General features: G+C 55.3%; 22 protein-coding genes. 15 read left to right on the top strand and 7 right to left on the bottom strand.

All coding sequences use genetic code 11. From position 1 onward, the window contains the following. From KCG39_RS05400 to KCG39_RS05380, 5 genes are all read right to left on the bottom strand, one after another. Window positions 1-534 (bottom strand): DUF2975 domain-containing protein, encoded by a 534-nt coding sequence (locus KCG39_RS05400; protein ID WP_004120198.1) that lies wholly within the window; start codon window positions 532-534, stop codon window positions 1-3. Window positions 535-561: 27 nt separating this feature from the next. Then, on the bottom strand, window positions 562-906 hold the full coding sequence (locus KCG39_RS05395; protein WP_004120199.1) for a hypothetical protein: 345 nt from the start codon (window positions 904-906) through the stop codon (window positions 562-564). Continuing rightward, window positions 903-2,006 (bottom strand): serine hydrolase domain-containing protein, encoded by a 1,104-nt coding sequence (locus KCG39_RS05390; protein ID WP_004120200.1) that lies wholly within the window; start codon window positions 2,004-2,006, stop codon window positions 903-905. Before KCG39_RS05390 ends, KCG39_RS05395 begins: the two co-directional genes overlap by 4 nt. Window positions 2,007-2,015: 9 nt before the next feature. Then, window positions 2,016-2,822, bottom strand: coding sequence for a MipA/OmpV family protein (locus KCG39_RS05385; RefSeq protein ID WP_049115244.1), 807 nt, complete (start codon window positions 2,820-2,822; stop codon window positions 2,016-2,018). A gap of 198 nt (window positions 2,823-3,020) precedes the next feature. After that, the gene (locus tag KCG39_RS05380; RefSeq protein ID WP_049115246.1) at window positions 3,021-4,076 is read right to left on the bottom strand and encodes an SDR family oxidoreductase; all 1,056 of its coding nucleotides are present in this window, start codon (window positions 4,074-4,076) and stop codon (window positions 3,021-3,023) included. A 96-nt stretch (window positions 4,077-4,172) separates the two neighbouring features. Here KCG39_RS05380 and KCG39_RS05375 point away from each other — a divergent pair, with 96 nt between their 5' ends. Together KCG39_RS05375 and KCG39_RS05370 are read left to right on the top strand one after the other, a co-directional pair. After that, the gene (locus tag KCG39_RS05375; protein WP_004120203.1) at window positions 4,173-5,060 is read left to right on the top strand and encodes a LysR family transcriptional regulator; all 888 of its coding nucleotides are present in this window, start codon (window positions 4,173-4,175) and stop codon (window positions 5,058-5,060) included. Window positions 5,061-5,134: 74 nt separating this feature from the next. After that, window positions 5,135-5,803, top strand: coding sequence for a class I SAM-dependent methyltransferase (locus tag KCG39_RS05370; RefSeq protein WP_142468284.1), 669 nt, complete (start codon window positions 5,135-5,137; stop codon window positions 5,801-5,803). 113 nt (window positions 5,804-5,916) lie between these two features. Here the strand turns inward: KCG39_RS05370 and KCG39_RS05365 are convergent, their stop codons facing one another. Continuing rightward, on the bottom strand, window positions 5,917-6,153 hold the full coding sequence (locus tag KCG39_RS05365) for a tautomerase family protein (RefSeq protein WP_139530143.1): 237 nt from the start codon (window positions 6,151-6,153) through the stop codon (window positions 5,917-5,919). Between the two features lie 61 nt (window positions 6,154-6,214). Here KCG39_RS05365 and KCG39_RS05360 point away from each other — a divergent pair, with 61 nt between their 5' ends. From KCG39_RS05360 to map, 3 genes are all read left to right on the top strand, one after another. Further along, on the top strand, window positions 6,215-6,682 hold the full coding sequence (locus KCG39_RS05360; RefSeq protein WP_004120213.1) for a winged helix-turn-helix transcriptional regulator: 468 nt from the start codon (window positions 6,215-6,217) through the stop codon (window positions 6,680-6,682). Between the two features lie 113 nt (window positions 6,683-6,795). Beyond that, complete coding sequence (locus tag KCG39_RS05355) at window positions 6,796-7,014, top strand: ParD-like family protein (RefSeq protein WP_004102160.1); 219 nt, start codon at window positions 6,796-6,798, stop codon at window positions 7,012-7,014. Further along, entirely contained in the window at window positions 6,995-7,774 is a 780-nt protein-coding gene (gene map / locus KCG39_RS05350) for a type I methionyl aminopeptidase (RefSeq protein ID WP_049115250.1), read from the top strand. Before KCG39_RS05355 ends, map begins: the two co-directional genes overlap by 20 nt. Before the next feature lie 56 nt (window positions 7,775-7,830). On the opposite strand, the gene KCG39_RS05345 is transcribed toward map, so the two are convergent. Continuing rightward, window positions 7,831-9,153 (bottom strand): NAD(P)/FAD-dependent oxidoreductase, encoded by a 1,323-nt coding sequence (locus KCG39_RS05345; protein WP_142468283.1) that lies wholly within the window; start codon window positions 9,151-9,153, stop codon window positions 7,831-7,833. A 309-nt stretch (window positions 9,154-9,462) separates the two neighbouring features. On the opposite strand from KCG39_RS05345, the gene KCG39_RS05340 reads away from it, so the two are divergent. The 10 genes from KCG39_RS05340 (at window position 9,463) to KCG39_RS05295 (ending at window position 20,471) form a co-directional block, all read left to right on the top strand. Then, a complete protein-coding gene (locus KCG39_RS05340) occupies window positions 9,463-10,362 on the top strand; it encodes a polysaccharide deacetylase family protein (RefSeq protein WP_064380471.1) in 900 nt (299 codons plus the stop codon). Between the two features lie 68 nt (window positions 10,363-10,430). Beyond that, a complete protein-coding gene (locus KCG39_RS05335; protein ID WP_004120225.1) occupies window positions 10,431-10,835 on the top strand; it encodes a nuclear transport factor 2 family protein in 405 nt (134 codons plus the stop codon). Window positions 10,836-10,899: 64 nt separating this feature from the next. Continuing rightward, entirely contained in the window at window positions 10,900-12,483 is a 1,584-nt protein-coding gene (locus KCG39_RS05330; RefSeq protein ID WP_142468330.1) for an ABC transporter substrate-binding protein, read from the top strand. Window positions 12,484-12,603: 120 nt separating this feature from the next. After that, entirely contained in the window at window positions 12,604-13,566 is a 963-nt protein-coding gene (locus KCG39_RS05325; protein WP_004120231.1) for an ABC transporter permease, read from the top strand. Between the two features lie 9 nt (window positions 13,567-13,575). Next, window positions 13,576-14,544, top strand: coding sequence for an ABC transporter permease (locus KCG39_RS05320; protein WP_004120233.1), 969 nt, complete (start codon window positions 13,576-13,578; stop codon window positions 14,542-14,544). A gap of 12 nt (window positions 14,545-14,556) precedes the next feature. After that, entirely contained in the window at window positions 14,557-15,540 is a 984-nt protein-coding gene (locus KCG39_RS05315; RefSeq protein WP_142468281.1) for an ABC transporter ATP-binding protein, read from the top strand. Then, a complete protein-coding gene (locus tag KCG39_RS05310; protein WP_004120237.1) occupies window positions 15,537-16,571 on the top strand; it encodes an ABC transporter ATP-binding protein in 1,035 nt (344 codons plus the stop codon). The genes KCG39_RS05315 and KCG39_RS05310 overlap by 4 nt, the downstream gene beginning before the upstream one ends. Next, window positions 16,572-17,762 carry an amidohydrolase family protein gene (locus KCG39_RS05305; protein WP_123829353.1) on the top strand — a complete coding sequence of 397 codons (1,191 nt, stop codon included), beginning with the start codon at window positions 16,572-16,574 and terminating at the stop codon, window positions 17,760-17,762. It begins immediately after the preceding gene. Further along, window positions 17,762-19,252: a chlorohydrolase family protein gene (locus tag KCG39_RS05300; RefSeq protein WP_139530139.1), complete on the top strand. Its 1,491-nt coding sequence runs from the start codon at window positions 17,762-17,764 to the stop codon at window positions 19,250-19,252. The genes KCG39_RS05305 and KCG39_RS05300 overlap by 1 nt, the downstream gene beginning before the upstream one ends. Then, window positions 19,245-20,471 carry an amidohydrolase gene (locus KCG39_RS05295; protein ID WP_004120243.1) on the top strand — a complete coding sequence of 409 codons (1,227 nt, stop codon included), beginning with the start codon at window positions 19,245-19,247 and terminating at the stop codon, window positions 20,469-20,471. Before KCG39_RS05300 ends, KCG39_RS05295 begins: the two co-directional genes overlap by 8 nt. Window positions 20,472-20,473: the final 2 nt, after the last annotated feature.

The following is a 20,473-nucleotide window of genomic DNA, read 5'->3' as shown; positions in this document are numbered from 1 at the left end:
TCAGATGAACTCCTTATTCTCATTTTCCGCTCTGATCCCTTCGAGCATGGAGTGAAACGTCACAAATAACAAGCCGCCCGTCAGCAGCAGAACAAAATCGCTCAGCAAAAGAACGATCTGGGTGTAGGGGTGCGGCCAGTAAAAAACCAGCGGCACCAGGAAGCGAAACAGCGGCAGCAGGATCCCCATCCCCAGCATCGCCAGCGCTATTTTGCGTACCCTCAGCGCCAGGTCGAGGCTCAGAATGGTGCGCTTTCTGACGTATTGAGTGACGCGGATCCCCTGCCAGATTGCCCACGCGAACAACCCTGCGGGTAAATAGAGAAGCACCAGCAGCGCCAGCAGTTTAAAAGTTGGTGCCGTCAGACCGCTTTCATTACCGAGCGGAACCTCGGCAAATTGCAGCATATTCGCGAGGAAATACGATTCGCCGGTAAAATAGATCCACGCAGGCGTAATAAGGGCCAGAATAAAAAATAGCCGTAATATTCCAGCCAGTAAGAACAGACTAAGTTTGTTGCGAGTGTTTTTCACCTTTAACCTTCCTGAACAATGGCGCGATTACAGAAACAGCACGCCTAAGCATGACATAAGTATCAGAGATAAGACAACGTGCAGACCGGCCGCCCGGCGGGTCGGGACGTGAAACCACGGACGCTGCCAGACATCGAACAGACTGATGGCGATAAACGACGCCTGTATTGTCCAGGTCAACATCCGCATCAGATAGCCTGGCTTGCTGAGGTTATCGATCGTTTGTAATGACTCGGCAATATAAATAACGATGAACGTAAAGAGAACATAATTAATAAAGCGTATTTTGCGCTGCGCGAACCCGCTTCCGGAAATAAAGACCACCACTGACAGTAGCGTCAATATCGCCCACAGCATATTAATCCAGTTCATTGGTTTTCCTTAACGGCGGATGGCGTGGAGAGCAGGAGTTTGATGGCTGGCGCAATTACAGACCAGGCGGTATCCGAGAGGATTACGACGGCGATTTTACGCTCGGGGTCGAAGACCATGACGGCGGCATAGCCCGCTGACTGACCGTCGTGCCAGATGATATCCCGCCCCTTGATTTGGGTGGTGAACCATGAATAGCCTACCCGTGAGTCGGGATCGTCGGTCGCAAACCGCGGCGTCATGCCCTGGCTTCCGGCCAGTTTTCCCGCCAAAAGCGCCTGGGCGTATTTCGTCATATCGGCAATGGTGGAACGTACCCCGGCCGCGGGCGAGAAAGCGTTTGAAATCCACGGTGCTTCGCGTAAACCGGAAGCTGACCAGCCCGGAGCAAACGCTGCATCCGGCGGCGTCGTCTCTTGCGCCACGAGTGAATGACTCATCGCGATCGGCGCAAAGAGGCGCTGTTCCAGCAATTGTGCGAAGGGCCGGTGCGAGGCGCGTTCCAGCGCCAACCCCAGCAGTGCAAACCCCGAATTGGAATAATCGAAAATTTTAACCGTCGGTATCCGCGCCAGATTAATCATTTTCGGCAGGTCCTCGCGGTCGTAGCGCCACGGATTTTCTCGCCTAACGATGGCGGTCAGCATGGCGATTTTTTGCGTAAGCGAAGCGGCGAACGGCGGCAAACCGGATCGATGCGATACCAGCTCCTCGAGGGTGATGTCCCTCGCCGGACCGACAAGTTCCGGCACCAGCTCGCCGACCCGCGTCGTTGGCGTGACTTCTCCGCGCTGGATGGCATCGATCAGCAGGCTGGCGGTCATGGTTTTGGTCAGGCTGCCAATCTCATATTGCCTGGCGTAATCAGCGCCCCAGAGGCCATAGCGAACGCCATCTGGGGTGATGAGCGCGGCGGCGACGTGACCGTGCGCGCCTTTAAGCAGCGGCGTTAAAAAGGCAACCAGCGCTTTGTCCCCGGAAACCTCCGCGGTCAATGGGCGGAAACCGGGTTGCAAGTAAATGCCTGTCGCAATCATGGCGATAAAGGCCAGGGCTGAACACAGAATTTGCCGGTCTCTGCGATAACGATACCCGATCATATTTTCTCCTTAAAATGAATATAACAGCAGTGAAGACAGGGTGTACTGGACCCGACTGCGCACCAGCGGGCTTTTACCCGGCTCGCTAAATAAGTACTCGACGCGGCCGTTAAAACCGGCAGAGAGAAGGTCGGTCAGATGCCAGGTGAGTTCGCTATAAACGCCGCCGTTTTGCCATCCGGCAGAGGGTGAATAGGGAGGAAACCCGGTTTGTGCTGCCTGACGCGCGCTGATGCCATAGTGCCCCTGTAGATACCCGCGACTGGCCCAGGTGATATCACCACCGACCGCGAGCGCGCCGTCACGCCAGCGCAACAGGGTCATTTCAGCCCCACTTGAAGCGGTTACCGGGTTGCCGAGCGCTTCACCGCCGTAATGCCGTTTTTGCGTTGCGGTTAGAGCGTTGGCCCACGCGGACCAGCCGTCCTGCCGGTAGCGCAGTCGCACTCCGGCCATTACGGTGGCAGGAAGATCGCCCATTCCACGTAGGTCATGATTTTTCCTGGCGGAAAAAGGGGAGTTAATGGTCTCTTTGCGCCCGCCGTCGCTGGTCACCTGCAGGCTCATGGAAAAGGGGGAATTCGGCGCCGGATCCCAGTTGAAGTCATTGCTGGTGAGCGCAAACGTACCAAAGTCCTGACTCCGCCATGTCACTCCAGCCGTCAGCAGCGGTCCGGGGGCGTAGCGGCTGGATCCCGAATAGAGTGGCGCAACCGACGCTCCCAGCCCGGCAAATCCGGAGATCTCGGCTGACATCGCCCGTGTGCACAACAGCACCCCTGCGAGTAAACCCCCGCGCAGCATTCTTCTGTCCATGACTTACCTCTCCTGGCAATTGTGTCGGTGAAAGTGCGCGCAGATTATCCTGGTGTTTATTGTTTTACAATAAACTTTTATCGTTTTATGATTAATCGTAAGCGGGGGGTAAGTCAGCGGTCGAAGCGCGAGGAAGGGACGAAAAACTGAATCGTAGATTGCTCGCGCGACGACGGCTGACGGTTAAAGCATGTTGTTTCAGGGGATAACGCGTGCGGCTCTCAGCTGAGCGAACAGGCGGAAAAACATGTCGTCGGTGGCCTGCATTTCCGTGAAGCCCGCCCGGCGTAGTTTGCTGCCATCGCCAAACATGTCGTAGTTCCAGCTAAAGACGAAATCGGCAAACGTACCGTCGTTGAGCCGTAAAATATCCGCCTCTACCAGATCCTGCCCGGCCAGTTCGCGCCACTGCGCGCGGTAATCAACAAACAGCTGATGAAAGGAGAGCCTGACCGGCGGCGCGGAGGGCAGTTCAAACCAGTCGGCGATGCGCGGCCACAGCTCGCACCAGCGCCAGAGATCGCCGTTATTGACGTTGAACGCCTGATTTTCCGCCTGCGGCGAGGTGGCGGCCCACAGCGTGGCATCCGCCAGCAATCCGCCATCAGTATGATCGACGATACTGTGCCAGGTTTGTTCCGAACCGGGGAAGCGCAGCGGTAAATTCTGCGCCCGACACAGCGAGGCGTAGAGCGCGATGCTCAGCGCGAGATTCATGGCATTGCCGGGCATCGTACTGCCGACCACGCCAGGCCTGAGCGCATTCCAGCGCCACGTTTTTCCGCGCTGGAACTGGCTGAGCCATGTGAGCTGAGCGGCATTAAATTCGGCCCCGGGTACGCCGGGATCGCTTTCTCGCGCCGGGGTTTTGAACGGACCAAGATGCGCGCCATAGACTTTGTATCCCTGCATCAGGCTTACCGTCCGCAGCGGTGAGGTTTTCTCAATGTTACTGACCAGATGGCGCAGCATGGCGACGTTCGGCTCAACCATTTCCGTCCAGTTCGCGGCGTTCACCCATGCGCTGTAAAAAATGTGGGTGATCCCGTTGAGCGATTGCAGTTTCTGCGCGCTGTGCCGCGCATCGAGTAAATCGACGTTGATGACGGGAATGTTATCCGGGTGGGGCGATGCATGGCGGCTGAGGCCAATAACCTCCCACCGATGGCGCAACAGCGTTTTGACCAGCTGTCTGCCTACAATGCCGCTGGCGCCGGCGACCAGCGCGATCCTGGGTTGCGGTTTCTTATTCACGTTGCTTCTCCAGATGGGGGACGGAGGCAGTGTGATATATTATTTATTTCACGAATACCCCATGAAATCGATGGTACTTATAAGAAGAATCATTAAATGAATAATAAGCTCAACGCCATTGCCACCTTCCTGCGCGTCGTCGAAGCGGGTTCTTTTTCGGCGGCGGCCCGCCAGTGCGGGATGAAACAATCCGCAGTCAGCCAGCAGATCGCGGCGCTGGAGGAGGAGCTCGGGGTGGTCTTGCTGCATCGAACGACACGGGCGATGGCGTTGACCGAGCAGGGGGAAAGCTACCGGCGCGATATGCAGCTTTTGCTGGAAGCGATGCGCGACGCTGAAAGGCGCTTAAACCCCAGCGATAGTCAGCGGCAAGGCAGGGTACATGTGCAGCTACCGAGCGGTCTGGGACAGATCTTTTTGCCGCATCTGCTGGCGCTGCAGAAAATGACCCCCGGGCTGCATCTGACGCTTTCGCTTGATGACCGTATTGCCGATCTGGTTACGGAAGGGGTGGATGTCGCGCTGCGGTTAAGCAGTGAACCGCCTCAAGGGCATGCGGCGCGCGTGCTGGCGCGTATTGAAACCGCGCTATTTGCCGCCCCGGGTTTTAAAGAACTGCATTGCGTGAGCGAACTGGCTGCCCATCCGCACGTACGTTTCAGCGGCATCGCGCAGGACGCGCCGCTGCGGCTGGTCTCGGGTGATAAAACGGTCGATGTGAAAGTCAATACCGTGTTTCGGGCTAACACCAGCGAAGCGCTGTTGCAGGCGCTGGAGTCCGGTATTGGCATTGGTGGCATGCAGTTGCCCCTCGCAGCCAACGCTTTGCAATCCGCGAGGCTGGTGCCGGTGTTACCCGCCTGGCGATTACCCGATCGCTTCCTCTATGCGGTTTACCCTGACGCCCGCTTTATTCCGCAGCGGGTCAGAAGCATCATCAGCGTGATTGAGCAATTACTGCCCAAGGTAACGGGGAGTCGCTAAAAACGGGGGGATCTCTTCTTGCGCGATAGAGAGTAGAGTGGCGTGCGTTGTGGCTAAAAAAAGGAGTCTTTACGATGAGTCCCTATGAAAAAAAGTATCGGCAGCTGCTGGAAAATGGCGCCATCGCCTGGGCTGGCGAGGGTTACTTAAGGGCCAAGACACAACAGGAGCGGGTGTTTAGCTGGCTTGATTTACACCAGTACTTTCCCCAGGCAGGAACGCCAGTCCTTGAACTGGGGTGCGGGAATGGCGCTATGGCAGCGCAGTATTTTGCTGAACGAGGCTATTCCGTGTGGGGGATAGATTTGTCTGCAACCGCGATCCGCTGGGCAGAAAATCGTTTTCAGCAAGCGGGGCTCGCGGCTCAATTTTTTGTCGGGGATGTCTGCCATATTCATCAGTGCCAGGATGCGACCTTTGAGCTCATTATCGATGGCAGCTGTACGCATTGCCTGATTGACGAAGCCCGGCATCTTTGCTTTGCGGAAGTCAGAAGATTGCTCAGGCCGGGAGGGCGGTTTGTCATCGGTTCCATGTGCGGAACTCCGCGTCACCCCGAAGACATGGCTGCTTATGATCCCGTTCGCCATCATTTGCTCAAAGAGGGTCAACCCTGGCGTACGCTGCGGCCGCTCCAGGCTCTGCTGGACGAGATCCGCAATGAACATTTTGATGTGCTTGAGGTGAACGTCAATGAGAACCCATGGTGGGATCATGCGACCGTGGTGTGTTCCGTAAAATAAGCCCCGGAGCGTCGGTCTATGGCCGTTTTTGAGCGTGCGTCGGGCGGCGTAAAAGCGGATATAAAAGTTGTCCGCAATTTCCCGCAGGGATGACGCGTTAAAACGCCATCAGGTTATGACGCTTTAGGCGATGAAAATTTTGCCGCGATCGCTTCAGCCGTGGGCTGCATGCCGCCCAGACTCCACTGTTCCGGCTCATGCTCATCAATGCGAACCCAGACTGAACGACGGAACTCGGGATCGCCTTTCCCTTCAATTTCGACAATCAGATCGGTCATGCGGCGTAAGAGCTCTTTTTTTTGCGCCGGATTCATCATTCCTTTAATGGTTTGTACATTGACGAAGGGCATTGTATTCTCCTTAGTAATCTAGGTCTAAAATTCATACTCAGATTAGAGGGCGAAAACGAACATGTCAAAAAATAATTCAGTTCCGTACCTGTTACCGGAGCTTTGCGGACTTTCTGCGGCAGCGGAAATCCTGGGAGATCAATGGGTTTTGTTGATTTTAAGAGAGGCTTTATACGGCGTGACCCGCTTTGAAACGATCCGCTCGCATACAAAAATGCCTAAACAGACGCTGGCAAACCGGTTAAAGAAAATGACGGAACTGGGTTTACTGAGCAAAACGCCCTATCAGGAAGAAGGGGCGCGCGAACGTTATGAGTACATCCTTACGCCAAAAAGCCGCAGCCTGGCGCCGATCCTGTTTTCCCTGATGGCGTGGGGGCATAAAAATATCCTGCATGATGAACCTCATATTGCGCTGATAGATAAAGAGAGCGGAGATTTCGTCCACAATGCATTTGTGACGACGAAGGGCACCGTTGTTGAACCTCGGAACATCCAGATAGTGGCTGTGAACGTTAACCAGCCTTAGCGCAGGTGATAAAAACCGCAACCCCGTTTTCTGCTTTCTGACGGCAAACGTTGTCAGCTTGATCGCGGTGGCGTAATATACGAAACATATATAAAACGTTACGGTACGTATAAATGGGCATTGTAAAAATTTCCGACCTGCTGCACGACGATATTCGTGACGCCAGTAAGGCGATGTCGCGTTCGGTCAACGCCCAGGCGGAGTACTGGATCCGTCTGGGTATGATGAGCGAACTCTATCCCGAACTTAACCATCAGCAAATCAAGCTGATGATGCTCAAGTCCGGCTCTGACCGGTTGCTGGAGGTGATCAATGCTATCAATTCCCATTAAGACCGCGGACGAACTGGCCAGACAGCGCCGAGCAGGTGAGCTGTTGGCTTCGGTTTTCGACATGCTGGATACCTTTATTCAGCCCGGGATCTCCACCATGGCCATCAACAACCGGGTGGAGGATTTTATCGTCAACGATCTGCATTCACGCCCCGCCAGCAAAGGGCAGTATGATTTCCCCTACGTGCTGAATACGTCGATTAATGAAGTGGTTTGTCACGGTATGCCAAAGGAGAGCGAACATCTGAAATCCGGCATGATTGTGAACGTGGATATTACGCTGGAAAAAGAGGGGCTGATTGCCGATTCCAGCAAAATGTACCTGATTGGCGACGTTTCGCCGCTGGCCCGTCGGCTGGTGCAGAAAACCTACGAAGCGATGTGGAAAGGGATCAAGGTTGTCAGGCCGGGCGCGACGCTGGGCGATATCGGCCATGCGATCCAGACTTATGTCGAAAGTAACGGTTATAGCGTGGTCAGAGAGTATTGCGGCCACGGCGTCGGGAGAGAGATGCATGAAGATCCCCAGGTTCTGCACTATGGCGCGCCGGGGACCGGGGCCGTGCTTAAAGAGGGGATGGTATTTACCATTGAACCGATGGTGAATCAGGGCGACAGCCGAATTAAAACCAAAAAAGATGGCTGGACGGTGGTCACCCGCGATAAAAAGCTGTCCGCGCAGTGGGAGCATACCGTTGCGGTTACAGCCGATGGATTTGAAGTCCTGACCCTGCGTAAAGGGGAAACCATCCCTGACTAACCGACCAACAGGTTTCAGCTATGCTGCTGAAACCTGTGTGTCCCCCTCCCGGGAGACTACATGGCCGTTTCTTTACGGCCCATATAGCGCTCTTTCAATAACGCCCCGGCTACGCCGACATCCAGGAATGGGGATGGCGGCATAAAGTTTGCCTGGCCGAGCGACTGCATGGCGGCGATCAGCGGGTTGTCCTGCCCCATCGCCAGATCGGCAAGAAGCGTCCCGGCGATGGTTTGTTTGGATACCCCGGCGCCGTTACAGCCTCCGGCTGTCCATACCTTCGGCGCAAGCTCTCCCCAGACCGGCGCGCCGTTGCGGGTCACGCTGATAGTCCCGGACCAGGTCCGCTCCAGCGGCACATCCTGCAGCTGCGGGTACGCATTGCGAAATAGCGCCTGATGCTGCCGCGCCGCCCTGGCGGTTTGTCCGGCGGTAATCATGCCGCGCAGCGCAGGATCGACATGCTGGCGGATCAGAAAACGATGATCGTGGGTATAGCGCAGCGTAGCGCCAGCGATCGCGTTCACCGGCGTTAGTCCCCAGCTTTGCATCGCCGGCAGACGCTGACGCTGCTCGGGGCTAAGCGGAGCGGTGATGCTGGCATAGGTCGCCATCGACGCCTGGCGAGTCATTGTTGGAGAGAGTTCGCGGGAGAGCGCATTGGTGGCCAGCATGACCTGACCTGCGCGGATCGTGCCCTGCAGGGTGGTGACACGGATGCCACCATTTTCGCTATTTATCGCCAGCGCCGGGGTCTGGTGGTAAACCGTCACATTATCCGGCAAATGGCGCGCGAGTCCGGCAATTAACTTTGCCGGGTTCACCAGAATACAGCCGGGAGTATAGATACCTTTACTGTAAATCCGTGTACCTAACTTCTGAAACAGCTCTTCGCTGTTTAGCATGCTGTAAGGTTCTTGCATGAGCTGCAGATTATCCACGTACTCCTGCATGATGGTTTCGCTGGTGGGATCTATCTGACAGTGATATTTCCCGACGTTTTCCCACTCACACTCAATCTGGTGCTCGGTCACCGTTTCATCGAGCAGGCGGATCCCCTCCTGGAGCAGGGCGCGGTAGTCCTGCGCTTTTTTCAGCTCAGCGGTAGAGCTGCCGATATTATGCGGCAGACCAATGATAAAGCCCGAATTGCGGGCCGAGGAGCTGGTCGCGGCGCATTCGGCGTCGATGAGCACGATGTTCAGCTGCGGATTGAGGTTGGCTAGCCTGCGGGCAAAGCTTACGCCGGCATAGCCGGAACCGATAACCACCCAGTCGGCTTTAATGTCGCCGCTCAGCTGCGGTTGTATTTGACGGTCAATCTCATTCAGGGGCCAACCCACCTGATTCTGATTAAAAGGGACTGATGCAAATCTCACGGTCATTCTCCCTGTGAAAAAACACCTGCATGGCAGGCGTAAATAAGCTTGCCGTTCTCCGTTTTTACTAACTGGATAATGAATCGGCAACAACAGTGTCGCGATCAGGCCAGCCTCTGGATAATCAGTACGCTGAATAATAGTCGCCTGGGCAACAATTCCGCAGAATAACAAGGAACAAGATAAATAACACCACTTCTTCTGCGGGTATGAAATCTTCTCATTTTGCATTCATTGCTAGCAATAATGCTATCTTGGTACAGATGTTGCTGTTAACCCGCTATCACCCCCTGAACAAGAGATATCGCTATGCCGACACCTGACATCCTCTGGGAGCTTAACTATCACCAGCGTTTCCCGTGGCGTTCTGCCGCGGATACTCCGGCAGTCAGCTGGCCGGAAGGGAAACGGCTCGCACTGTATGTGGCTATCAACCTCGAACACTTCGCGTTTGGCTGTCAGGAGGGGGCGAAGCTCTCACAGGCGGCAAATCAACTCGATATTCTCAACTATAGCTGGCGAGATTACGGGAACCGGGTTGGCGCCTGGTATTTGGCCGATCTGTTTGCTGAACTGACGATTCCACCTGCGGTTATCAGTAACACGGCCATTCTGGATTACTGCCCGGACCTTTTGTATCGATGGCTTTCGCTGCCCGGAAGCGAACTGATCGCTCATGGGCACACCAACTCTCAGCGCCAGGGCGATCTGGCCCCGGCGGATGAAGAACATCTGATTAGCTACTGCCAGCAGCGGTTGAGTGAATTTCAGGGTAAACCGGTTGCGGGGTGGCTCTCTCCGTGGATTTCTGAAAGCCACCAGACTCCTGATTTTCTTCACCGCCACGGGTTCAGCTATAACCTGAACTGGGCGCACGACGATATGCCGACCCCCATGCAAACCGCCAGCGGAACGTTACTGTCGGTACCTTATCCGCAGGAAATCAACGATATTCCGACCATCATTCCCAACGGCGTCTCCATCGAGACCTTTTGCCGGATGGTTGAGGATCAGTTCAGCGAGCTCCACCAGCGTAGCCGCCAGCAGCCGCAAATAATGGGCATTGCGCTGCACCCCTATATCGTTGGCCAACCTTTCCGTTTTTATCACTTAAAGCAAACCCTGACGCGACTGGTCGCCCAGTGCGATGACGTCTGGCTAACCACTCCGGGTGACATCGCCGCGCGCTATCTGTCAGAGGCTTCATAACGAAGCAAGGTTTGCACCGTAAACGCACCAATTGAACCTTAGCAGTGCATTTCATTGAGGAGAGAAGAATGACAAGCGTACATGAGCAGGCCGTTGAGATTGTAAAAAACTTCCTGGAGGCGTCAATGGCGCCGGACCCCGATCGCGCCGCTGCGCTGATGGCGGAAAACGTGCAGATCACCTTTACCGGTAAGCGGCGGATGGCTCGTGTCCATGAGGTCACCGCGTTTAATGCTGACCGTTACCGCTGGGTTAAGAAACAGCCCGGCGAATTCGAATGGATGGCGAAAGGTGACGATCACACGGTGATCTACTGCACCGGCACCCTCTATGGTTGCTGGCCGGACGGACGTGAGTTTGAAGGAAACCGCTATCTTGACCGCTATGAAGTGAAGGGCGGGGAGATAACCATGATGGACGTCTGGAATGACAGCGCCGAATGGATCCTTGCGCATCAATTGCAGCAAAAATAAACGACCTGGCATCGTTATTGCAATTGCTAGCAATGTTATTAGCAAACAACTCGAGTGGTGCATGATGAAAAAAATAGTGTTATCGCTGCTGGCTGTAAGCGTTATCGGACTGATGAGTCAGCAGGCGAGCGCGGAGAATGTGGTTCGCTGGGCGACCGATGCCGACATCCCAACGCTGGATCCGGATGCCTACGCCTCTACCAAGGCATTAACCTTTCAGAACCATATCTATGAAGCGCTGGTGCAGCGCGATGATAATTTGCAAATTCAACCGTGGCTGGCAGCCAGCTGGCAGCAGACCGACGATACGACAATTCGTTTTAAGCTGCGTGAAGGCGTCAAATTTCATAACGGCAATGACTTTACCGCCGATGATGTTGTCGCTTCGGTTGCCCGGGTGACCGACCCTGCATCAGGGATCCGTGCTAACGCTTCGACGATTAAGGATGCCGTGGCCGTCGACAAATATACCGTCGATATCCATCTGGTGAAGAAAACCGGTATCGCGCTGAATGAACTGACCGGCGTGATGATCATGGATAAAGAGTGGCTGGCGGAGCACAACGCACTCAAGCCAACCGATATCAGCCAGGGAACGGAGGGGTACGCTACCAATAACACTAACGGCACCGGGCCATTTATTCTGCAAAGCCGCCAGCGGGACACCCAGATGGTGCTGGTGCGTAACCCGAACTGGTGGAACGCGGCCCACGGCGGCAACATCGATAAAATTATTTTCAAACCGGTGACCTCCGACGCTACGCGCCTGTCAGGGTTGCTGGCGGGAGAGTACGACCTGGTGACGTCGGTCCCGCTACAGGATATTCCGCGCCTGCAGAGCAATTCCCGGATCAATATGCAGATCAGCCCTTCGCTGCGGGTGGACTATTTAAGCCTCAATATGCGCGATAAGCTCAATGCTAAGAATGACAAAGCCGAGAACCCGCTGAAAGATTTGCGTGTCCGCCAGGCTTTACTGATGGCGATTAATCGCGAGGCGATTACCCAGAAGGTTATGCGTGGGCTGACAAAGCCCACCAATAACTATCTGGCGCCGGATATTCCGGGTTACAACGCCGCCAGCAGTCCGGATATCCCGTTTGATCCGCAAAAAGCCAGGGCATTACTGGCCGATGCGGGGTATCCAAACGGGTTTAATCTGGCCTTTGATTGCCCTGAGGGCACCTATATTAATGCGGCACAATGGTGCCAGGCGGTACAAAGCTTCTGGGCAAAGATTGGCGTGAAAACCAACCTCAACGTCCATCCAGCCAGCGTCTACGATCCGATTCTGGTCAATGGCCGTACCGACGTGGGGGTGTTAGGATGGGCAAACCTGCCGATTATGGACCCCTATAGCGTCGCAGTTCAGCTATTGCATACTAACGATGGCAAAAATATGGGCACCTTTAATATTCCGCGCTACAGCAATAGCGAAGCCGACAAGCTTATCGATCAATCGGTCGGTGAGCTGGATAATAAAAAACGTATTGCGCTACTTAGCCAGGCGGTGGCAATTGCTAATAAAGATTTGCCTTTTTTACCGATGCATTTCGAACCTGTGGTATGGGCACTGAGTAAAAATCTACAATTAAAACAGACGCCAGATAATGTACAGCGCCTGTGGTACGCTAACGTTACACCATAATTAATTTTTCTTGCTCGTTTATTCATTGGGGATAAACATCTTCGGGTTGCCTGCTGGGTAATTCGATGGCGTCGGTCCCCGTTTATCAGCGCAGACATTTATTTTTATCCGGAGGCAATAATGTTCTTTTTATTGCGTAAGCTGTTTCAGGCTGCGATGTTACTGGCCGGCGTAGCGCTGATCTCGTTTATTCTGTTTCAGTATCTTGGTGACCCGGTGGCAAATATGCTGCCGGAAAGCGCCACGGAAGTAGAACGAATGCAACTACGCGCCAGCCTGGGATTAAATGATCCGGTTTTTGTGCAGTTCTTACATTATCTTTCCCGTTTACTTCACGGTAATTTCGGCATTTCATATTACAACCAGGTATCTGTCTTTCAACTGATTATGGAGCGACTGCCGGCCACGCTGGAACTGGTGTTTGTCGCGGTCATAATATCGCTGGCAGTCGGCTTTCCGCTTGGCGTTTGGGTCGCCATTACGCGCAATAAACTATTGCGTGAGGGGGTGCAAATTCTCTCGTTGATTGGGGTTTCGCTGCCGTGGTTTCTTATTGGTATTATGCTGATTATCGTGTTTTCAGTATGGCTGGGTTGGTTTCCCTCCAGCGGCCGCGGTGAAACCGTTAAAATAGGTTTCTGGTCGACCGGTTTGCTGACCGCATCAGGCTGGCGCTCGATTGTGCTTCCGGCGCTTTCCCTGGCGCTGTCGATGATTACCATCATTATGCGTCTGGTACGAACAGAAATGCTGGAAGTGATGAAGGCTGATTATATTAAATTTGCGCGCGCACGCGGCATTGAGAATTACCGTATCTGGTTTCGCCATGCGCTGCGTAATGCCTTATTGCCGGTTGTCACGGTAATTGGTTTGCAAATTGGTGGGCTAATCGCCTTTGCAATAGTGATTGAGACCGTTTTTCAATGGCCGGGTATGGGACTATTACTTATTCAGTCGATCAACTATGTCGATGTCCCGGTGCTATCCGGCTACCTATTATTCATCGCTCTGATATTTATTATGATAAATACCATCGTCGATCTGCTTTATTATCTGATTGATCCCCGTATGCGTGCGCAATAAGGAACCGTGATGCAAACTCGTCATTATTCAAATACGACGGCCGGGCAAAAACTGGCTCCCCGAATCGCAGCGCGCTGGCGCGCCTTTATTGATAGCGATTTTTTATGGCTATTCTGGAAAAGTAAAAGCGCGGTCATCGCTTTCACCTGCTGTATGTTGATTTTACTTTGCTCATTATTCAGCCACTGGATTGCGCCGCATAATGTTTTTGATACCGCTGGTTTTGACTTAATGGATTCAGAACTACCGCCCGCATGGATGAGTGGCGGCGATCCGCGCTTCTGGTTGGGCACCGATGTTCAGGGGCGAGATATACTCTCCCTGATGCTTTATGGGCTGAATATTTCGCTGATTATCGGTGGCCTGAGCGTTCTGGCTTCGGTGGCTATTGGCGTGGGGTTGGGGGTACTGAGCGGGTATTTCGGCGGCATCGTGGATACGCTGATCATGCGGTTTGCTGACGCTATGCTCAGTATTCCTACCATCATGTTCACGCTACTGGTCAGCGGGGTGGCTCGCGTGGCAATTCCGAAAGAGTATATCGGCCATTTTGCCCCGGCTATCCTGATTGGCGCTATCGCTCTGACCGGATGGATGCAGTACGCCCGCACGGTACGCGGCCTGACCTTACTGGAGAAAGGGCGGGAATATGTTATGGCCTCTCAAATTAGCGGCGGCAGCCATCTGCATATCATGCTGGCGCACATTGTGCCCAACGTCATGCGCCCGGTGTTGGTGATGGCGACCCTACATCTGGGTGTCGCGATTCTCACCGAAGCCACCATGTCATTTCTCGGCGTCGGAATGCCTCCAGACCAGCCTTCGCTGGGAACACTTATTAATGAAGGCAATCAGTACCTCTTTTCCGGGCAATGGTGGATCGTTCTGTTCCCGGCCACGCTGTTGGTCATACTTTCGCTGGCGTTTAACGTTCTCGGCGACTGGTTGCTCAACGCGCTCAACCCTAAGCTGCGCTAAAGAGGAAAGATAATGACGGCTTCTCCACAGGCGTTACTGGAAGTGAAAAATTTGAGCATTGAATTCCTGCATCGCAAAGGCAACCTCCAGGCGATTCATGAGTTGACGCTATCGATGCAGCCAGGAGAGATCCTCGGTATGGTCGGCGAGTCGGGCGCGGGGAAATCCCTGACTGGTGCGGCGATTGCCGGGTTGCTGCAAAGTCCCGGACGCATTCGGGCGGGTGAAATCTGGTTTGCCAATCGACGCATCGATAACCTTGACGAAGAAGCCAGGCGCCTGCTGCGTGGTAAGGCAATAGGCTGTATTTTTCAGGATCCGCTCACCAGCCTGAACCCGGTTTTGACCATCGGGCAGCAGCTGATAGAAACCATTCGTACCCATCTTCCTTTATCGGCAAACGAGGCGCGGGAGCGCGCGGTTTCCCTGCTTACTGAAGTGGGAATTAATAGCCCACGTCAGCGTATCGATCAATATCCACACCAGCTCTCGGGTGGAATGCGTCAGCGCGTGGTCATTGCGCTGGCGCTGTGCGTTGACCCGCAACTGGTGATTGCCGATGAACCGACCACCGCGCTGGATGTATCGGTGCAGGCTCAGGTTCTGGGCGTACTGCGTCGTTTGTGCGAACAGCACGGCACCGCCGTGATGCTCATTACCCATGATATGGGCGTGGTGGCGGAGGTGTGCACAAGAGTGGCGGTGATGTACGCCGGGCGGATTGTTGAAACCGGACCGATCGCGCAGGTGGTTCGTCATCCTCAACACCCCTACACCCGGGGACTGATTCAGTCCATTCCATCAATGAGCGAGCGTCGCGAATACCTGACGCAAATTGATGGCGCGATGCCGCGTCTGAATGCGCTGCCGCAGGGCTGCGCTTTCCATTCACGCTGTCTGCATGCCAGCTCGCAATGCCGCGACCACCAGCCAAAGATGCAGCAGCGACACCAGGCTGAGTTGGCCTGTTTTCATCCGCAAGGAGAACCGCTATGAACGAACCGTCGGGCCTGGCCCCGGAAGTTGTGACCATTCGCGACCTGCATATTCGCTTCAATCTGGGGCGGGAGAAAAAAACGTCGCTGTTTCGTCCGGCGGCGAAAAAAACGCTGCATGCGGTACGCGGTATCAGTCTCTCTATCCGTCAGGGAGAGACGTTCAGCATCGTGGGCGAGTCGGGGTGCGGAAAATCGACAGTCGCCCGTGCGCTGGCCGGACTCTATCAACCTGCCTCCGGTGAAATAAACTATGCCTGGCGCAGCCCGCAAATGGCTGGAACTGTGGGGCAAAATGGCACCCAGATGATCTTTCAGGATCCCTATGCCAGCCTGAATCCGCGCTGGCGCATCGGCCGATCGCTGGCGGAACCGCTGGTGCTGGCGAAAAAGGTCGGTACCACGCGCCAGGCTCGGGAATACTGCGGCGACCTGCTGACCCAGGTTGGTCTTTCCGCCGGCGATCTGGATAAATTTCCCCATGAATTCTCCGGCGGCCAGCGCCAGAGGATTTCCATTGCCCGCGCGCTGGCAACACAGCCAGGTTTTCTGATTTGCGACGAACCGACATCGGCTCTGGATGTGTCGGTTCAGGCCCAGGTGCTCAACCTGATGCGCAAACTGCAACGGGAAAACGGCCTGACCTACTTTTTTATCAGCCATAATATGGCGGTGATCTCCCATATCTCCGACAGGGTCGGCGTGATGTATCTCGGCAGATTGGTTGAGCAGGGCAGCGTAGAGGAGATCTTCACCCATCCGGCGCACCCTTATACGCGCATGTTGATGGCAGCTATCCCACAGTTTGATGCGCCATCCAGCGCGCGCGAACCGATACGCGGAGAAGCGCCCAGCCCGCTGGCGCCACCGCCAGGCTGCGCGTTCGCACCGCGTTGCCCCTATGCTAAACCGCTGTGCCACCAGGCCATGCCGCCCGCGCACAGCCTTAGCGATAATCATCAACTGGAATGCCATTTCCCGATCGAAGTGATGGCCGGTTCCGCCTCTATTCCACTTGCGAAGGTATCGTAGATGACCACCATTTTGCTTAAAGGCGTCACGCCTTTTGACTGCTCTTCACCCGTTGATCTGCTGCTTGAGGAGGGAAAGATTGCCGCCCGAGCGGCAGAGCTGGAACCTCCTGAAGAGGCGACTGTGGTTGACGGCCGCGGTTATCAGGTCTTTCCCGGTCTGGTGGATGGTCATGCGCATCTGGATAAAACGCTGCTGGGACGTGAGTGGTACGTCAACGACGTTCCGCGCGATCTGGCGGCAATCATTGCCAACGAACGCGCCTATCGGCATGAACGAATGCCCGATGCTCAGATCCAGTCCGAGCGTATCGCCCGGCGAGGTATTGCCGCGGGCACCTCGTTTATCCGTACCCATGTGGATATTGATAATGAAATTGGCCTGGCCAATCTTGAAGGGGTGCTTGAGACTCGCAGAATTCTGGCGCAGCAGGTCGATATCGAGATTGTTGCTTTTCCGCAAAGCGGTATTTTGCAAAACCCTGGCAGTGAAGCCCTTCTGGATCGGGCGCTGGAAATGGGGGCGGATCTGATCGGCGGTCTGGACCCGTGCGCTTTTGACCGCGACCCGCAGCGCCATCTGGATATCATTTTTAGACTGGCCTGCCAGCATAATAAAAAAATCGATATTCATCTGCACGAACGCGGTGAACTCGGCGCATTTAGCCTTGAGCTGATCCTGGCGTTTATTCGCCGTTATCAGAAGCAGAATGCGGTCACCATCAGCCACGGTTTTTGTCTGGGGATGCTGGAACCCGCTCGTCAGCAGCGATTTGCCGAAGAGATGGCAGAGCTGGGCGTCAGCGTTGCAACAACCGCGCCTGCCGATATTGCCGTGCCGCCGTGGGAACTGCTCGATAGCGTAGGGGTTGCGATATGCGCCGGGAATGATGGCGTACGCGATACCTGGAGCCCTTACGGTAACGGCGATATGATTCAGCGGGCAGTGACTATGGGTCTGCGTTACCGCTGGCGTAAAGATAGTGAAATCTCGCGCGCCGCCCGTAGCGTGACCCACGGCGGCGCGCGGGTCATGGCGTTGGAACATTACGGACTTGAGCCTGGCTGTCGCGCGGACCTGGTACTGATCCCCGGTCGCAGTATGGTGGAAGCGCTGGTGGAAGCTCCGCGCGAGCGGAAAGTGTTTAAAGGCGGCGTGCTGGTAGCGGAAAACGGGGAGTGCCTGTTTTGATGAGTGAGAAAATAACGCGTATTTGCGCCGCCTGGGTGGTGGGTTACCGCGAGGGCGATCACTGCCTGTATGCCGACGGTGAAGTGGTCTATCAGGGAGATAAAATCCTCTTTGTTGGCCACGATTATCCGGGCCCTGTTGATGAAGAGATTCACGTTGGCAACAGTCTGGTTGGCCCTGGTTTTATAGACCTGGACGCGCTGGGCGATTTAGATACCACCGTACTGGCGTTTGATAATCAGCCTGGCTGGCAAAAAGGACGGATCGTTGCGGATGACTGGCGACGCCGCGACCTGTATACCCGCGAACAGCTCGATTTCGCCAAACGTTATGCTTACAGCCAGCTACTGCGCAACGGGATTACCAGCTTTGCGCCAATAACGTCAATTCTCTATCGCCAGTGGGCGGAAGATTTCGACGAATATCTTTATGCGGCGGACGTCGCCGAGTCTCTCGGCGCGCGCGCCTGGCTCGGCCCGGCGTTTATGTCCGGATATTATGTCACCGATGCTGCAGGGCACTTCAGCCGTCGGGAAGACCGCGAGCAGGCCAGACGCGGCCTTGATGACGCACAACGCTTTTTCCTGCGTTTGCAGCAGCGTGACGTTCCGACCATCAGCGGAATGCTGGCACCGGACAGAATAGAAGGTGGCGATCCGCAGTGGCTCAGCGAACTGGCCGGGTTGGTGCATGAGTTAGGCTGCCCGACGCGTCTGCACTGCTGTCAGAGTGAGCTGGAAATCAACGAAATTGCTCGCCGCTATAATGGCAAGAGTTCGCTGGAGGTACTGGAAGACGCCGGGCTGTTAAACCGACATATGCTGTTACCACACGGCCAGTATCTGGGCGGTGCTGAGCCCAGCGCGCCACGAATAGCGCAGGACATTGAGCGTTTGGCGCGCTCCGGGGCGACGGTGGTTTCCTGTCCGCTGGTATCCGGGCGTCATGCAAAATATCTTGAACAGTATCCGCAGCTTAAGGCCGCTGGGGTCAATATGGCGCTCGGCACCGATACATTCCCGCCGGATATGTTCAGCAATATGCATCTGGGTACGATCCTGACGCGAGTCGTGACCGGCGACATGTCAGCTGCCAGCAGCGCCGATTACTACCGCATGGCCACCCTTGGCGGAGCGCAGGCGCTGGGGCGTGACGACCTGGGGCGGCTCGCAGCTGGCTGCCAGGCGGATATGATCGTGGTGGATCTGACGCAGCCCGCATTAGGTCAGATATTCGACCCTATCGCCGCGCTGGTGCTCAGCGGCAACGGGCGCGATGTTAGCGGAACAATCATTGCCGGGCGTAAGGTATATTGGGAGGGCCGTCTGGTTCAGGCGGGTTATGACTTCGCGGAACTGCATGCTGAATCGCAGCGCGTTTTTGCCCATCTCCTGGACAGCTACCCGGAACGTACGGTTAACCACCCGCCGCTTACCGAAATTGTCCCGTCTACCTTTCCTCTCTGCCTGCGGAGGCACGCCGATGAGTGAGCGCTATTTATTGACTAACGTGCGCCTTGAGCAGGGCTTTATTCGTCGTCAGGGCGTTGTGCAGGGAACCGAATGCGCAGAGTTTACCCTCGATATTATCGACGGCAGAATTAACGCGCTTTACGCCGGTACGCAGCGCTTGCCAGGCGTTGCGGCGCAGGATGGCAGAGGATATCTGATGCTGCCGGTTACCCGCGATGAGCATATCCATCTGGATAAAACCTTTTATGGCGGTCCATGGCGAGCGGCGCGGGAGAACGGGGCGCAGGACATCTTTGAGATGATCGCTCTTGAGCAGGAGATACTGCCCGAGCTGCTACCGACCTCGGTACAGCGCACCCACGCGCTTCTTCAGTTATTACAGCAGCAGGGAACAACTTATGTTCGCAGTCATTGCAATATCGAGCCGGTAAGCGGCCTGCAAAGCTTGCGGCATTTGCTGGAGGCGTTGGAACCCTGGCGGGAGCAGTTACAGTGTGAGATTGTGGCGTTCCCGCAGCACGGGCTATTGCGTTCAGGCTCGCTGTCGCTGATGCGCAAAGCGCTGGCGATGGGGTGTGAGTGGGTCGGTGGCCTGGATCCGTCAAAAGTCGATGGCGATATGGTCCGTTCGCTTGAGGCGACCCTGGAACTGGCCGTCGAAGCGGGAAAGGGTATTGATTACCATCTACATGAGGATAAATCCACCGGCATTGCCTGTATCCGCTATTTACTGGATGCTCTGGAGCAGGAGCCGGTGCTGCGAGGGAAGCTGACGCTGAGCCACGCTTATTGCCTGGCGCAAATTGATCGCGAGGAGCTTAGCGAACTGGCAGGCAGGATGGCGGCGCTTGGCGTATCGCTGGCGACCTGTCTGCCGATAGGCAAGGATGTCATGCCGCTGCCGTTTTTGCGCGAGCGCGGCGTACGGTTGTTAAGTGGTACTGATAGCGTTATCGATCACTGGTCGCCGTTTGGTTCGGCCAGTATGCTGGAAAAAGCGCATGACTGGGCGCGGCTTTATACTCGCGGTACGGAGTTTGAGCTGAGCCGGGCGCTGGCTATCGCCACCGGCAATTGTTTACCTTTAGCCGACAGTGGCGAGAGGGTATGGCCGAAACTCAACGATGAGGCCAGTTTTATCTTGTTGAATGCTGCCTGTTCGGCGCAAGTTGTTGCGCGCTTGCCTGCCGTTGAGGCAGTCTACTTTCGTGGGAAAAGAGTCTGGATCAGAGAGTAAAC

This window comes from Klebsiella pasteurii, from assembly GCF_018139045.1.
In the GTDB taxonomy this organism is placed as follows: Bacteria; Pseudomonadota; Gammaproteobacteria; order Enterobacterales; family Enterobacteriaceae; genus Klebsiella; species Klebsiella grimontii.
This window is presented reverse-complemented; position numbering and strand designations above follow the sequence as displayed.

What these genes read in the sequence shown, in the direction of transcription:
- KCG39_RS05395 (WP_004120199.1), bottom strand. Translation starts at nt 906, where the DNA reads ATGAACTGGATTAATATGCTGTGGGCGATATTGACGCTACTGTCAGTG.
- KCG39_RS05390 (WP_004120200.1), bottom strand. Translation starts at nt 2,006, where the DNA reads ATGATCGGGTATCGTTATCGCAGAGACCGGCAAATTCTGTGTTCAGCC.
- KCG39_RS05385 (WP_049115244.1), bottom strand. Translation starts at nt 2,822, where the DNA reads ATGGACAGAAGAATGCTGCGCGGGGGTTTACTCGCAGGGGTGCTGTTG.
- KCG39_RS05375 (WP_004120203.1), top strand. Translation starts at nt 4,173, where the DNA reads ATGAATAATAAGCTCAACGCCATTGCCACCTTCCTGCGCGTCGTCGAA.
- KCG39_RS05370 (WP_142468284.1), top strand. Translation starts at nt 5,135, where the DNA reads ATGAGTCCCTATGAAAAAAAGTATCGGCAGCTGCTGGAAAATGGCGCC.
- KCG39_RS05365 (WP_139530143.1), bottom strand. Translation starts at nt 6,153, where the DNA reads ATGCCCTTCGTCAATGTACAAACCATTAAAGGAATGATGAATCCGGCG.
- KCG39_RS05360 (WP_004120213.1), top strand. Translation starts at nt 6,215, where the DNA reads ATGTCAAAAAATAATTCAGTTCCGTACCTGTTACCGGAGCTTTGCGGA.
- KCG39_RS05355 (WP_004102160.1), top strand. Translation starts at nt 6,796, where the DNA reads ATGGGCATTGTAAAAATTTCCGACCTGCTGCACGACGATATTCGTGAC.
- map (WP_049115250.1), top strand. Translation starts at nt 6,995, where the DNA reads ATGCTATCAATTCCCATTAAGACCGCGGACGAACTGGCCAGACAGCGC.
- KCG39_RS05340 (WP_064380471.1), top strand. Translation starts at nt 9,463, where the DNA reads ATGCCGACACCTGACATCCTCTGGGAGCTTAACTATCACCAGCGTTTC.
- KCG39_RS05335 (WP_004120225.1), top strand. Translation starts at nt 10,431, where the DNA reads ATGACAAGCGTACATGAGCAGGCCGTTGAGATTGTAAAAAACTTCCTG.
- KCG39_RS05330 (WP_142468330.1), top strand. Translation starts at nt 10,900, where the DNA reads ATGAAAAAAATAGTGTTATCGCTGCTGGCTGTAAGCGTTATCGGACTG.
- KCG39_RS05325 (WP_004120231.1), top strand. Translation starts at nt 12,604, where the DNA reads ATGTTCTTTTTATTGCGTAAGCTGTTTCAGGCTGCGATGTTACTGGCC.
- KCG39_RS05320 (WP_004120233.1), top strand. Translation starts at nt 13,576, where the DNA reads ATGCAAACTCGTCATTATTCAAATACGACGGCCGGGCAAAAACTGGCT.
- KCG39_RS05315 (WP_142468281.1), top strand. Translation starts at nt 14,557, where the DNA reads ATGACGGCTTCTCCACAGGCGTTACTGGAAGTGAAAAATTTGAGCATT.
- KCG39_RS05310 (WP_004120237.1), top strand. Translation starts at nt 15,537, where the DNA reads ATGAACGAACCGTCGGGCCTGGCCCCGGAAGTTGTGACCATTCGCGAC.
- KCG39_RS05305 (WP_123829353.1), top strand. Translation starts at nt 16,572, where the DNA reads ATGACCACCATTTTGCTTAAAGGCGTCACGCCTTTTGACTGCTCTTCA.
- KCG39_RS05300 (WP_139530139.1), top strand. Translation starts at nt 17,762, where the DNA reads ATGAGTGAGAAAATAACGCGTATTTGCGCCGCCTGGGTGGTGGGTTAC.
- KCG39_RS05295 (WP_004120243.1), top strand. Translation starts at nt 19,245, where the DNA reads ATGAGTGAGCGCTATTTATTGACTAACGTGCGCCTTGAGCAGGGCTTT.